General features: G+C 62.1%; 8 protein-coding genes. 1 reads left to right on the top strand and 7 read right to left on the bottom strand.

Annotation, left to right across the window (positions count from 1 at the left end):
• Positions 1–57 precede the first annotated feature (57 nt).
• Positions 58–369, bottom strand: a complete 312-nt coding sequence (locus HKK54_RS15740) for an NGG1p interacting factor NIF3 (RefSeq protein ID WP_169387183.1) — start codon at positions 367–369, stop codon at positions 58–60.
• A 4-nt stretch (positions 370–373) separates the two neighbouring features.
• The gene (purL, locus tag HKK54_RS15735) at positions 374–4,270 is read right to left on the bottom strand and encodes a phosphoribosylformylglycinamidine synthase (RefSeq protein WP_169387182.1); all 3,897 of its coding nucleotides are present in this window, start codon (positions 4,268–4,270) and stop codon (positions 374–376) included.
• A 287-nt stretch (positions 4,271–4,557) separates the two neighbouring features.
• Here purL and mltF point away from each other — a divergent pair, with 287 nt between their 5' ends.
• Positions 4,558–6,018 (top strand): membrane-bound lytic murein transglycosylase MltF, encoded by a 1,461-nt coding sequence (gene mltF, locus HKK54_RS15730; RefSeq protein ID WP_169387181.1) that lies wholly within the window; start codon positions 4,558–4,560, stop codon positions 6,016–6,018.
• Between the two features lie 166 nt (positions 6,019–6,184).
• On the opposite strand, the gene HKK54_RS15725 is transcribed toward mltF, so the two are convergent.
• From HKK54_RS15725 to treP, 5 genes are all read right to left on the bottom strand, one after another.
• Positions 6,185–6,469: a PTS transporter subunit EIIB gene (locus HKK54_RS15725; RefSeq protein ID WP_169387180.1), complete on the bottom strand. Its 285-nt coding sequence runs from the start codon at positions 6,467–6,469 to the stop codon at positions 6,185–6,187.
• Position 6,470: 1 nt separating this feature from the next.
• Positions 6,471–9,002 carry a phosphoenolpyruvate--protein phosphotransferase gene (ptsP, locus tag HKK54_RS15720; RefSeq protein ID WP_169387179.1) on the bottom strand — a complete coding sequence of 844 codons (2,532 nt, stop codon included), beginning with the start codon at positions 9,000–9,002 and terminating at the stop codon, positions 6,471–6,473.
• A 129-nt stretch (positions 9,003–9,131) separates the two neighbouring features.
• Positions 9,132–10,352, bottom strand: coding sequence for a maltoporin (locus HKK54_RS15715; RefSeq protein ID WP_169387178.1), 1,221 nt, complete (start codon positions 10,350–10,352; stop codon positions 9,132–9,134).
• A 75-nt stretch (positions 10,353–10,427) separates the two neighbouring features.
• Complete coding sequence (treC, locus tag HKK54_RS15710; protein ID WP_169387177.1) at positions 10,428–12,074, bottom strand: alpha,alpha-phosphotrehalase; 1,647 nt, start codon at positions 12,072–12,074, stop codon at positions 10,428–10,430.
• 65 nt (positions 12,075–12,139) lie between these two features.
• Positions 12,140–13,582, bottom strand: coding sequence for a PTS system trehalose-specific EIIBC component (gene treP / locus HKK54_RS15705; protein WP_169387176.1), 1,443 nt, complete (start codon positions 13,580–13,582; stop codon positions 12,140–12,142).
• Positions 13,583–13,660 lie beyond the last annotated feature (78 nt).

Below are 13,660 nucleotides of genomic sequence, written 5' to 3'. Positions count from 1 at the left end.
ACAAAAAACCCGCTGACCAAACTGGCCCAGCGGGTTTCTTGTTTTGCAGCCGACGAATCAAAAATCCGCCAACCGCCACACTTCATACGCCGGTGTCTCGTACGGATGGCTCAGTTTCAACGCAGCCACCACAGCCACGATCAACTCATCCGCCACCACCAGCTCAACCTTCCATTCCTCAACCACTTCAACCTGGCCCACCTGCCCGATAAACGGCTGGCTGCCGTCCATCGCGCGGAATTGGCCCTGGCCCAGTACCTGCCAGGCGCAGTTGTCGTAGTGGCCGATGCGCCCGCCACCGGCTGCGAAGACGGCGGTTTTCACCGTCTCCACATGGCTGTCGGGCACAAAGAAGGCGAGCTTGTACACCGTCTTAGTTCACCCACACACGAGCGTTACGGAACATGCGCATCCACGCGCCGTCTTCGTTCCACTCTTCCGGGCGCCACGAGTTCTGCACGGCGCGGAACACACGCTCCGGGTGCGGCATCATGATGGTGACGCGACCGTCGCGGCTGGTGAGGCCGGTGATCCCGCGCGGCGAGCCGTTCGGGTTGGCCGGGTAGCCTTCGGTGACCTTGCCGTGGTTGTCGACGAAACGCAGGGCCACAGTACCGGACAGGTCGGCTTCCAGCAGTGCTTCTTCGCTGGAGAACTCGGCATGGCCTTCACCGTGGGCAATGGCGATCGGCATGCGCGAACCGGCCATGCCCTGCAGGAAGATCGAGTTGGATTCCTGCACCTGAACCATCGCTACACGGGCTTCGAACTGCTCGGAACGGTTACGCACGAAGTGCGGCCAGAACTCGCTGCCCGGGATCAGTTCGCTGAGGTTGGACATCATCTGGCAACCGTTGCACACACCCAGGGTGAAGCTGTCGTTACGCTCGAAGAAGCCCTGGAACGCGTCGCGGGCACGGCTGTTGAACAGGGCCGATTTGGCCCAGCCTTCACCGGCACCCAGCACGTCGCCGTAGGAGAAACCGCCGCAGGCAACCAGGCCTTTGAACTCATTGAGGTCAACGCGACCGGCGAGGATGTCGCTCATGTGCACGTCGATCGCATTGAAGCCGGCACGATCGAACGCTGCCGCCATTTCCACCTGACCGTTGACGCCCTGCTCACGCAATACGGCCACTTGTGGGCGGATGCCTTTCTTGATGTAAGGCGCGGCGATGTCCTGGTTGACGTCGAAGCTGAGCTTGGTGCTCAGGCCCGGGTTGTCTTCTTCCAGGATCACGTCGAATTCCTGCTCGGCGCAGTCGGCGTTGTCACGCAGGCGCTGGATCTGGTAGCTGGTCTCGGCCCACTGGCGTTGCAGCAGGCGGCGCTGGCCTTCAAACACGGTTTCGCCGTTGAAGACGATGTTGATTTCACCGTTGTTGATCGGCTGGCCCACTACGGCCACGCAGTCGCCCAGGCCAGCAGCGCTGAATTGTGCGAGTACGTCTGGCGTTGCGTCCTGGCGAACCTGGATCACGGCGCCCAGTTCTTCGTTGAACAGGATCGCGGCGATGTCGGCAGAGGTTTCCGCCAGGCCATCGAGGTTCAGGCTCAGGCCGCAGTGACCGGCGAAGGCCATTTCCACGGCGCTGGTCAGCAAACCACCGTCGGAACGGTCGTGGTACGCCAGCAGGTGACCGTCGGCGTTCAGGCCCTGGATCACCGCGAAGAAGGCTTTCAGGTCTTCGGCGTCGTCGACGTCCGGAGCCTGTTTGCCGAGCTTGCCGTGCACCTGGGCGAGGATCGAGGCGCCCATGCGGTTCTGGCCGCGACCGAGGTCGATCAGGATCAGGTCGGTGGTGCCCTTGTCCATGCGCAGTTGCGGGGTCAGGGTCTGGCGAATGTCGGTCACTGGCGCAAAGCCGGTAACGATCAGCGACAGCGGCGAGGTAACGCTCTTGTCCACGCCTTCATCGTTCCAGCGGGTGGCCATGGACATGGAGTCCTTGCCCACCGGAATGGTGATGCCCAGCTCAGGGCACAGCTCCATGCCGACTGCTTTCACGGTGTCGTACAGGCGCGCATCTTCACCCGGGTGGCCGGCAGCGGACATCCAGTTGGCCGACAGCTTGATGTCGGAGATCTTGGCGATGCGCGACGCGGCGATGTTGGTCAGGGTTTCGCCAATAGCCATGCGGCCCGACGCCGGAGCGTCCAGCAGGGCCAGCGGAGTACGCTCGCCCATGGCCATGGCTTCACCGGTGTAGACGTCGAAGCTGGTGGCGGTGACGGCAACGTCTGCCACCGGAACCTGCCACGGGCCGACCATTTGATCACGGGCAACCAGACCGGTAATGGTGCGGTCGCCGATGGTGATCAGGAAGCTTTTGCTGGCAACGGCCGGGTGGTGCAGGACGCGCTCCACGCAGTCGGCGATGGCCAGGGTGGACGGATCGAAATCGTCGCCCAGTTCGTTTTCACGCACGGCCGAACGGTGCATGCGTGGGGCCTTGCCCAGCAACACTTCCAGCGGCATGTCTACCGGGCTGTTGCCGAAGTGGCTGTCGGTGACCGTCAGTTGCGGCTCGGCAGTGGCTTCGCCGACCACGGCAAACGGGCAGCGCTCGCGTTCGCAGATCGCCTGGAAGCGTTCGAAGTCCGCAGGACCCACCGCCAACACATAGCGTTCCTGGGATTCGTTGCTCCAGATTTCGTGCGGGGCCATGCCCGGCTCGTCGTTTGGAATGTTGCGCAGTTCGAAGCGGCCGCCACGGTCGCCATCGTTGACCAGTTCCGGGAAGGCGTTGGACAAACCGCCCGCGCCCACGTCGTGGATGAAGCTGATCGGGTTCTTGTCACCCAACTGCCAGCAACGGTCGATGACTTCCTGGCAACGGCGTTCCATTTCAGGGTTTTCACGCTGTACGGACGCGAAGTCCAGGTCTGCCGAGCTGGTGCCGGTGGCCATGGAGGAAGCGGCGCCGCCGCCCAGGCCGATCAACATGGCCGGGCCGCCGAGGACGATCAGCTTGGAGCCGACCAGAATCTCGCCTTTCTGTACGTGTTCGGCGCGGATGTTGCCCATGCCGCCGGCCAACATGATCGGCTTGTGGTAACCGCGCACTTCATCGCCACGCGGGGTGGTGATGGATTGTTCGAAGGTACGGAAGTAACCGGTCAGGGCCGGACGCCCGAATTCGTTGTTGAATGCAGCGCCGCCCAGCGGGCCTTCGATCATGATGTCCAGCGCGGTGACGATGCGCTCAGGCTTGCCGTACGGCACTTCCCACGGCTGTTCGAAGCCCGGGATCTGCAGGTTGGATACGGTGAAGCCAGTGAGGCCGGCCTTTGGCTTGGCGCCACGACCGGTTGCACCTTCGTCGCGAATCTCGCCGCCGGAACCGGTGGCTGCGCCCGGGAACGGGGCAATCGCGGTCGGGTGGTTGTGAGTCTCGACTTTCATCAGGATGTGCACCGGCTCCTGCACCGCGCCGTACTGGCGGGTTTCAGGGTCCGGGAAGAAGCGACCAGCCACGCTGCCGACGATCACCGAGGCGTTGTCTTTATAAGCCGACAGAACGCCTTCGCTGTGCATCACGTAGGTGTTCTTGATCATGCCGAACAGGCTTTTTTCCTGGCTCTGGCCGTCGATGTCCCAACTGGCGTTGAAGATCTTGTGACGGCAGTGCTCGGAGTTCGCCTGGGCGAACATCATCAGTTCGATGTCGTGCGGGTTGCGCTTCAGGCCGATGAAGGCGTTGACCAGGTAGTCAATTTCGTCTTCGGCGAGGGCCAGGCCCAGTTCGGTGTTGGCGGTTTCCAGCGCGGCGCGACCGCCACCGAGCACGTCAATCGCGGTCAGCGGCTTGGGCTCGGCGTGGCTGAACAGACCGGCGGCCTGTTCCAACTGGCCCACGATGATCTGGGTCATGCGGTCGTGCAGGCTGCTGGCGATCAGCTCGGCCTCGGCGTCGCTGAACTGGCCTGCTACATAGAAGGCGATCCCGCGTTCCAGGCGCTGGATTTTTTCCAGGCCGCAGTTGCGGGCGATGTCGCTGGCCTTGCTCGACCAGGGCGAGATGGTGCCGAACCGTGGCAGGACCAGGAACAAGCGGCCGTTAGGCTCTTGAACAGGAACGCTGGGACCGTACTTCAGAAGGCGCGCCAGCACTTGCTGTTCGTCGGCGGTCAAAACGCCGTTAACGTCGGCGAAGTGAGCAAATTCAGCATACAAGCCACTGACAGAAGGTACCTTCTGGCTCAGTTGCTCAAGGAGTTTGCTGTGGCGAAAGGCAGAAAGGGCAGGAGCGCCGCGCAGGATCAACATCTTCGGGACAGCCTCGGGAAGGGGGTGTGCTTTGAGGCCGTGCATTCTAGCGTAAACCGTCGCCAACGGCACCCGAAACGGCACCAGTGGCCGCAGCCGGACGTCAGTTGGCATAAATCGCACGATATCAGATGGCCATACCCGCTGTTCTGGGCAGTTATTTTAACCGTCACAATCGGCTGCCAGGCCCCGTTTCTGCGGGCTGCAGCCAAGGTTTACGGGCGCTAGCAGACAAGTGCCCCGCTGTCGAGATATGGCGCCGAGGGTCCTTTGCGTATACTGCGCAGATGTTCTCCCCTACTGCTTTACGCCCGCGAGGCGCCAAATGGCTCCTCGTCACCGGACTCTTCCTGCTGCTCAGCGCCTGTGTGGATAAACCCAACACGCTCGAGCGAATCAAGGAGGATGGCGTATTGCGGGTGGTCACCCGAAACAGCCCGGCCACGTATTTCCAGGACCGAAACGGTGAAACCGGTTTCGAATACGAACTGGTCAAGCGCTTTGCCGACGACCTGGGTGTAAAGCTGGAGATCCAGACCGCCGACAACCTTGACGACCTGTTTTCCCAGATCGGCAAACCCAACGGCCCGGTCCTGGCCGCCGCCGGCCTGGTGAGCAGCGAGCAGCGCCGCCAAGAGGTGCGCTTCTCCCATCCGTACCTGGAAGTCACCCCGCAGATCATCTACCGCAACGGCCAGTCCCGCCCCACCACCGCGGCAGACCTGGTGGGCAAGAAGATCATGGTGCTCAAGGGCAGCACCCACGCCGAGCAACTGGCAGCGCTGAAAAAACAGTTTCCCGGGATTGAATACGAAGAGTCCGACGCCGTTGAGGTGGTCGACCTGCTGCGCATGGTGGACGAAGGCCAGATCGACCTGACCCTCGTCGACTCCAACGAAGTGGCGATGAACCAAGTGTACTTCCCCAACGTGCGGGTGGCCTTTGACCTCGGCGACGCCAGTAACCAGGCCTGGGCCGTGGCGGCGGGCGATGACAACAGCCTGCTCAACGAGGTCAACAACTACCTCGACAAGGTTGAAAAGAACGGCACCCTGCAACGCTTGAAAGACCGTTATTACGGGCACGTCGATGTACTCGGCTATGTCGGCGCCTACACCTTTGCCCAGCATCTGCAGCAGCGCCTGCCCAAATACGAGAAACACTTCCGGGCCTACGCCAAGGAAGAAAAGGTCGACTGGCGCCTGTTGGCGGCCATCGGTTATCAGGAATCACTGTGGCAGCCGGCGGTCACCTCCAAGACCGGCGTGCGCGGCCTGATGATGCTGACCCAGAACACCGCGCAGGCCATGGGCGTGTCCAACCGCCTGGACGCCAAGCAAAGCATCATGGGCGGCGCCAAGTACCTGGCCAAGATCAAGGATGAGCTGGACGACAAGATTGCCGAGCCGGATCGCACCTGGTTTGCCCTGGCGGCGTACAACGTCGGCACCGGCCACCTGGATGACGCACGCATCCTGGCGAAGAAAGAAGGCCTGAACCCGAACAAGTGGCTGGACGTGAAGAAGATGCTGCCGCGCCTGGCGCAGAAGCAGTGGTACAGCAAGACGCGTTATGGCTATGCCCGCGGCGGTGAGCCGGTGCACTTTGTGGCGAACATCCGGCGCTACTACGACATCCTGACGTGGGTGACGCAGCCGCAGCTGGAAGGCAATCAGGTGGTGGAAGGCAACCTGCATGTGCCGGGCGTGGACAAGACCAAGCCGACGGAAGAAACCCCGCAGCTGTAACTCACTCCGTATGGAGCCGAGCTTTTGTGGCGAGGGGGCTTGTCCCCCGTTGGGTTGCGAAGCAGCCCCAAAAAGCCGGAGCGCTGCGCACTCCAACGGGGGACAAGCCCCCTCGCCACAGACAAGCTCCTCACCACAAAAGTAATCTCCCCACCTGATTTGATCTTTAAAGGCCGGTAATCAGGTGCACCACCCCACCCGCCAACACCATCACACCCGGCACACCCGCCGCCTTCAACGCCTTCTCATCCAGCCGCCCCGCCTCCTTCAACTGCACCCGCACCCGGGTCAGTGCCACCCGTTGCTGCGACTTGAGATTCTCCGCGCCGCCCAGCGCATTCAACACCCCCGGTGCCAATAGTGATTCGCTCACCGGAGCCGCCTGCGGCGTCTCAAGAATCAAATCCGGGGTCAGGGCCTTCCAGAACGCCCGCTGAAATTTCTCGAACATGTCAGTTCTCCACAACCAATGAGGTTTCAACGGTAGCCGCGTGATACAGGCGCAACGCTTCGCGCACCTGTGACGCTTCTTCCAGGCCCAGCACCTGGCGGGCGATGGATTGGCAGTCCGTCAGGTCCAGCTCGCGCACAGTGGCCTTGATGCTCGGGATCAGCGGCACGCTGACCGACAACTCATCCACCCCCAGCCCGATCAACACCGGCACCGCCAGCGCTTCAGACGCCAGGGCGCCGCACACCCCCACCCACTTGCCATGGGCATGGGCGGCCTTGACGGTGGTGGCGATCAGACGCAGCACTGCCGGGTGGAAGCTGTCGGCCTGGCTGGCGAGGCGCGGGTGATCGCGGTCCATGGCCAGGGTGTATTGGGTCAGGTCGTTGGTGCCGATAGAGAAGAAATCCACCTCCGGCGCAAACACATCCGCCATCAGCGCCGCCGACGGCACTTCTATCATGATTCCCAGCTTCGGCAATTCCGTCAGCCCCAGGGCCAGCGCTTCCTCTTCAAGAATCTGCCGCGCCAGGCGCAGTTCCGAGAGCAGGCTGACCATCGGCAACATGATGTGCAGACGGGCGAAACCGGCACTGGCGAGAATCGCGCGGAACTGTTCACGCAGCAGTTCCGGGCGCTCCAGGCACAGGCGAATTCCACGCAGGCCCAGGAACGGATTGGTCTCTGCGTCCATCGGCACATAGGCCAGCGGCTTGTCGCCACCGACGTCCAGGGTGCGCACCACCAGATTGCGCTCGGGGCCCAACGCACGGGCAATGGCGCTGTAGGTGCCCGCCTGTTCTTCGGGACTCGGTGCGCGGTTGCGGTCCAGGTAGAGGAATTCGGAACGCAGCAAACCGACGCCTTCTCCGCCCAGGGACAACGCTTGTTCCACTTCTTGCAGGGACGCGACGTTGGCCGTCACCTCGACGTGATGACCGTCGCGGGTGGTGGCGGGCAATGACGCCTGCTCCACTTCGCGCTGGCGGCGCAGTACGTGTTGTTGGCGGGTGGCTTGCAGTTGCTCGATCTCGGCCAGGTTCGGCTCCAGGTGCAACTCGCCCTTGTCGGCATCCAGCAGCACTTGCTTGCCGTTGGCCAGGTCCAGCACCTGCACGGGCACGCCGCAGATCGCCGGCAAGCCCAGGGCACGGGCCAGGATCGCAACGTGGCTGGTAGCACCGCCGCCCACCGTGACGAAGCCCAACACCTTGCGCGTATCGAGGCTGGCGGTTTGCGAAGGGGTGAGTTGTTCGGCAATCAGGATCGCCTGCTCCGGCAAGTCCCAGGCGCTGTCCTTGATCCCGAGGATCAGCTTCAGCACCCGTTGGCCGACGTCGGCCAGGTCCGCCGCGCGCTCGGCGAGCAAGGCGTTGCCCAAGCCCTGGAACAGCGTGGCGGTGGCGACGGTCGCACTGTTCCAGGCAAACGCTGCACTCTTGCCCTGAGCCAGTGATTCATGGGCCTGTTCCAGCAACGTCGGGTCTTCCAGCAACTCTTGATGAGCGCGGAAAATCTCCGCCTGGGCACCGCCGACCGCCGTGGCCTGCAAGGCTTGCAGTGCCTCGGTCGCTTCGCGCAGGCCACGTTCCAGCGTCGCACGCTCGACCGCTTCACCGGCACCGGCTTCAGTGATATTCAGATCCGGCTCGGCCACCTGAACCACCTGGCCGAACGCCGAACCCGGCGAAGCACACACACCGCGCAGCAGGCTTGCCGATGACACCGGCGCCGCCGGCTCAACGTCCTCGACCTGCACCGCCACCGTCTCTCCGCAGCCGTCTGCCAGCAAGGCAACCAGGGCCGTGATCGCCGCCTCGGCATCGTCGCCCGCCGCACTCACCTGCACGGTATCGCCCTGCACGGTTTGCAACGCCATGATCGCCACCAGGGACTTGGCGTTGGCGCTCTGGGTTTGCTTGTGCAGGTAAATGCTCGCATTGAAACCCTTGGCTGCCTGGGCAAACACCGCCGCCGGGCGAGCGTGCAGGCCGTTGGCATTGGGCAACGTCAGCGGCTTGGAAAACAGTGCCTCGCCCTGCTCTTCCTCGACCTCGGCCGCGCCCGCCTCAGGCGTTACCCGCAGCAACGGTTGCCCCACGTCCACCAGGCCCTGCTCCGGGGTCAGCAGCTTGAAGGGCTCGCCACTGACCACCAGCATCAGGGTCAGCAAACTACGGGCGTTGAGCGCCACGTAGTCGGCATCGAATTCGATCAGCGGCTGCCCGGCGTCCACCCGCTGGCCTTCCTCGACCAATCGGGTGAACCCCTGGCCCGCCAGATTCACGGTGTCCAGGCCAATGTGCATCAGCACCTGGACGCCGTTGTCATCGGTGACGCTCACCGCATGACCACTGTCCTGGATATTGCTGATCACCCCGGCCAGCGGCGCGCAGAGGGTCTGCGAGGTCGGATCGATGCACAGGCCATCGCCGATCAGGCGACTGGAGAACACCGGATCAGGCACTTGGTCCAGGGCGAGCAGCACCCCGGACAATGGCGCCAGCAATTCCAGGGATTGGGTTGTGGTCATGACTTCACCTGCTGTTTTGTTCTGTAAAAAACACCTGTAGGAGCCGGCTTGCCGGCGATGAGGTCGGTCGATAGTGCGATGATTTCAAGGACGCCATCGCAGGCAAGCCGGGCTCCTACAGGGATTGTGTTATTTCCACCAATATTCGACTTGCACACCAAAGTTGGAACCATGCAACGCCGAGCCGTAGCTGCCGGTGTCGGACAACGCCGAACCTGCCGCCAGTTCATTGGCTGCACGCTTGGCCGCTTCGTTCCAGGTCGCGTAGGTGTAATACAAGCGCACTTCCGGCCGCGCCCAGAAATCCGGGCCTTTGGGCGACCAGGTCGGGGCAAAGGTAAATTTGCTCAGCTTGCGCGTGCCACCGGTGGCCTCGACCTGATCATGACCGAGTTCGGTGACCAGCTTGAATTGTTCAGAGATCGCATAGGCCGGGCGTACGCCCACCGACATCCAGGTTTGATCCTGGCTGCCCGGCCGAATGTCTTTCTGGTACACGGCCTCGATCTGCCCGCCAAAACGCGGGGTCACTTGCCAATCGAAGAACTCCACCGCGCGGTAGCTCTTGCTGCTTTTATCGAGGAGCGTATCGCCGGTGTAGCCGAGGCCGGTGCCGGGGCCTTCACCGTACTGCAAGGCGAACTTGTTGCGCCCGCCGAGGAAGGGTTTCTGCACGTGCTGGGCGGTAATGGCCCAGCCGCTGTTGGTGTCGCGGCCACCGGCTTTTTCGATGTAGCTCAGGCCCAGCTCCAGCTCGCCGCCGGGGTTGGTCTTGAAGCCCGCCACGTTGAAGTCGTGCCGGGTGGCGTATTCCTTCTGGTACAGGTTGTCCTTGCGGGAAAGCGCATAGCTGTATTTCAGGTCGCCGATTTTCACGTCCTCGATACCGCCGCCCGTGGCGCTCTGGTTCCAGTAGTAGAAGTCGGAGATATGGATGTCGTTTCGTTTGTAGTAACGCCGGCCGGCCCACAGCGAACCGCCGTTGAGGCTGGGCAGGTTCGACCACTGTGCATACATCTGCGGCATGCGCGCCGAGCCGTTGTCTTCACCCTGGAACTTCAGCGCCCGGTCGTACTTGTTGTACAGCGAGGCCATGGCGTCGACGCTGAATACCGAACCGTCGTCGAGGGTCAGCAGGTCCTGGCGCAACTCGAGTTCGGCGTACTGCTCGCATTCGTTGCCCAGGCGGTACTTCGATTGTGCACCCGGCAACTGGAAGCACTGCTGCTTGCCGCTGCCGGTTGAAGTCCCCGCACCGCTACGCAAATACCCGGCAAATTCCAATGCCTGGGCGGCCATCGGCAACGTCAGACAGGATGCAACGAGGCCCAGCTTTATTGTTGTTTTCATGAAGCACTCCGATATTTTTATTATGTTTTTTTAAAGCCCCCCCGGCGCTCCCACACCGGGGGTAAAGCGGGGTTCTCAGTCCTTGAGGTGCAGCACAAACGATTCATACGGGCGCAACGAGACCTGGCTCGAACGCGGTGGGCAGTCGTCGTAGTTGCTGATCAGCAGGCGTTGCTCGTGCGCCTCAGTCAGCAGGCCATCGGGCAATTCGATTTCGCATGGCGTGCCGTAAAAGTTGTTCAGCACCAGCAGGCGCTCGCCCTGCCCCTCCCGCAGATACGCCCAAACCTGGGTGTGCTGTGGCAGCAGTTGGCGGTAAACGCCTTCCTGAATCAGCGGCTCGTGACGACGCAGTTCGATCAGGGCGCGGTAGTGATGCAGCACCGATTGCGGGTCATCCAGCTGGCTTTGCACGTTGATCTGCGCCGCGTTGGCCGGGATGCCGATCCACGGTTCACCGCTGCTGAAGCCGGCATTTTTATCGGCATTCCATTGCATCGGCGTGCGCCCGTTGTCGCGGGATTTCTGCATGATCGCCGCCATGCTCGACGCCTCGGACTCACCAGCCTCGCGCTTGAGCCGGTAGATGTTCAGGGTCTCGACATCCCGGTATTGGTCGATGGTGTCGAAGCCCGGATTGGTCATGCCCAGCTCTTCGCCCTGGTACACAAACGGCGTGCCCTGGAGGAAGTGCAGCGCCGTGGCGAGCATCTTCGCCGAGACCACACGGTGCTCGCCGTCATCCCCAAAACGCGAGACCACCCGCGGCTGGTCGTGGTTACACCAGAACAGCGCATTCCAGCCGCCACCGGCCTGCATGCCGAGTTGCCAGTCAGACAAAATCTGCTTGAGTTGCAGGAAGTCGAAGTCGGCCGCGACCCACTTTTGCAGGTTCGGGTAATCGACTTTCAGGTGGTGAAAGTTGAAGGTCATCGACAGCTCTTTCGACTGCGGATTCGAATAACGAATGCAGTGTTCAAGGCTGGTGGACGACATCTCGCCGACGTTGATCAGGTCATGCCCCTCGAACACTTCGCGGTGCATTTCCTGCAGGTACTCATGCACGTTCGGGCCGTCGGTGTAGAAGCGCCGACCGTCGGTGTTGTCTTCCGGGAAATCCGCCGGCTTGGAGATCAGGTTGATCACGTCCAGGCGGAAGCCGCCCACGCCTTTGTCGCGCCAGAAGCGCATCAACTTGAACACTTCGGCGCGCACTTTGGGGTTGTCCCAATTCAGGTCGGCCTGGGTGTGGTCGAACAGGTGCAGAAAGTACTGGCCGGTTTGCGCCTCGTACTCCCAGGCCGAACCGCCGAACTTGGACTCCCAGTTGTTGGGTTGGTCGCGCCAGATGTAGAAGTCGCGGTACGGGTTATCAAGGCTGCTGCGCGCCTGCTGGAACCACTCGTGCTCGATGGAGGTGTGGTTGACCACGATGTCGAGCATCAGCGTGATGCCGCGCTTGGCCGCTTCGCTGATCAGCAGGTCGCAATCGGCCATGGTCCCGTAGCTGGGGTCGATGGCGTAGTAGTCACTGATGTCATAGCCGTTATCGCGCTGAGGCGAACGCAGGAACGGGGTGATCCACAGGCAGTCGACGCCCAGCCACTTCAGGTAATCGAGCTTGTCCACGATGCCCAGCAGGTCACCGGTGGCGTTACCCGCGTGGCTGTGGAAGCTTTTGGGGTAGATCTGGTAGATCACCGAGTGTTGCCAGTCTTGCATGGTGGTTTCCTTCAATTTGAAATGCGATCAACTGTGGGAGCTGGCTTGCCTGCGATGGCGCCAGATCAGGCGACCCTGTATCCAGGCCGCACGATCTTCATGCTCAGCGCACAGGTCAAAACAAACGGCACGACAATCGCGACGGCCATGCCGATGACAAAGCTTGGGATGTACTGCGGGATGATCGAGATGAACCCGGGCAAGCCACCGACGCCAATGGCCGAGGCCTGGACCTTGTTCAGCGACAGGAAAATGCTGCCCAGGGCCGAGCCGGTCAGGGCGGCGTAGAACGGAAACTTGAAGCGCAGGTTGACCCCGAACATCGCCGGTTCAGTGATGCCGAAGTAGGCGGAAATCGCCGAAGTGGACGCCATGCTTTTGTCCCGCGCATTGCGGCTCATGTAGAACACACCGAGCGCCGCGCTGCCCTGGGCCAGGTTGGACATGACGATCATCGGCCAGATAAAGGTGCCGCCCTGGGTGGAGATCAGTTGCAGGTCCACCGCGAGGAACATGTGGTGCATACCGGTGATCACCAATGGCGCATACAGCAGTCCGAAAATCGCGCCGCCGACCATGGGCGCCAGGTCAAACAGGGTGACCACGCCTTCGGTGATCAGGATGCCGAGGTGACGGGTCACCGGGCCGATGATCGCCAGCGCCAGCACGCCGGTGACGACGATGGTGGTGATCGGCACCACCAGCAATTGAATCGCATTCGGCACCCGCGCCCGCAGCCATTTTTCAATCACGCTCATCACGTAGGCGGCCAGCAGGATCGGCAGGATTTGCCCCTGGTAGCCGACCTTCTCGATCTTGAACCAGCCGAAAATATCGAAGTACGGCAGGCTCTGGCCGTCGAGGCCGGCGACGGCCTTGCCGTAGTTCCAGGCGTTGAGCAAATCGGGGTGCACCAGCATCAGGCCGAGGACGATGCCGAGGATTTCACTGCCACCAAACCGCTTGGCCGCCGACCAGCCCACCAGCGCCGGCAGGAACACAAACGAGGTGTTGGCCATCAGATTGATCAGGCTCCACACACCATCCAGGTTCGGATAGGCATCGAGCAGTGTCTTGCCCTCGATGAACATGCCCTTGGCGCCCATCAGGTTGTTCACCCCCATGAGCAAACCGGCAATGATCAGCGCCGGCAGAATCGGCATGAACACGTCGGAGAACACCCGCACCAGGCGCTGCATGGGGTTTATTTTTTCGACGCTTTTCTGTTTCACGTCCGCGATGGTCGACGCGGCGAGGCCGGTCTGTTCGCGCAGGGCAGCGTAGACCTTTTCCACTTCGCCGGGGCCGATCACGATCTGGAACAGGCCGCCGGTGAAGAACGAGCCCTTGACCAGGTCGACCTGGTTCAACTCGCCGCTGTTGGCCAGGCTCGGGTCCTTGAGGGCCAGGCGCAGACGCGTCACGCAGTGGGCAGCTTGCTCAAGGTTGTCGCTGCCACCGAGGTTCTCGAGAATCTCGCGGGCAATATTCGGATAGTCGTGGCTCATGCTTGGTATCCACTTGGTTTTTTTTATTGGGGGCGGTCAGAGGCAGCACGCCGAGGGCAAAAGTACTCGTCTGTACGA

It is taken from the genome of Pseudomonas sp. ADAK13 (assembly GCF_012935715.1).
In the GTDB taxonomy this organism is placed as follows: Bacteria; Pseudomonadota; Gammaproteobacteria; order Pseudomonadales; family Pseudomonadaceae; genus Aquipseudomonas.
This window is presented reverse-complemented; position numbering and strand designations above follow the sequence as displayed.

Coding starts and splice junctions, on each gene's coding strand:
- treP (WP_169387176.1), bottom strand. CDS start 13,582: ATGAGCCACGACTATCCGAATATTGCCCGCGAGATTCTCGAGAACCTC.
- mltF (WP_169387181.1), top strand. CDS start 4,558: ATGTTCTCCCCTACTGCTTTACGCCCGCGAGGCGCCAAATGGCTCCTC.
- HKK54_RS15725 (WP_169387180.1), bottom strand. CDS start 6,469: ATGTTCGAGAAATTTCAGCGGGCGTTCTGGAAGGCCCTGACCCCGGAT.
- ptsP (WP_169387179.1), bottom strand. CDS start 9,002: ATGACCACAACCCAATCCCTGGAATTGCTGGCGCCATTGTCCGGGGTG.
- treC (WP_169387177.1), bottom strand. CDS start 12,074: ATGCAAGACTGGCAACACTCGGTGATCTACCAGATCTACCCCAAAAGC.
- purL (WP_169387182.1), bottom strand. CDS start 4,270: ATGTTGATCCTGCGCGGCGCTCCTGCCCTTTCTGCCTTTCGCCACAGC.
- HKK54_RS15715 (WP_169387178.1), bottom strand. CDS start 10,352: ATGAAAACAACAATAAAGCTGGGCCTCGTTGCATCCTGTCTGACGTTG.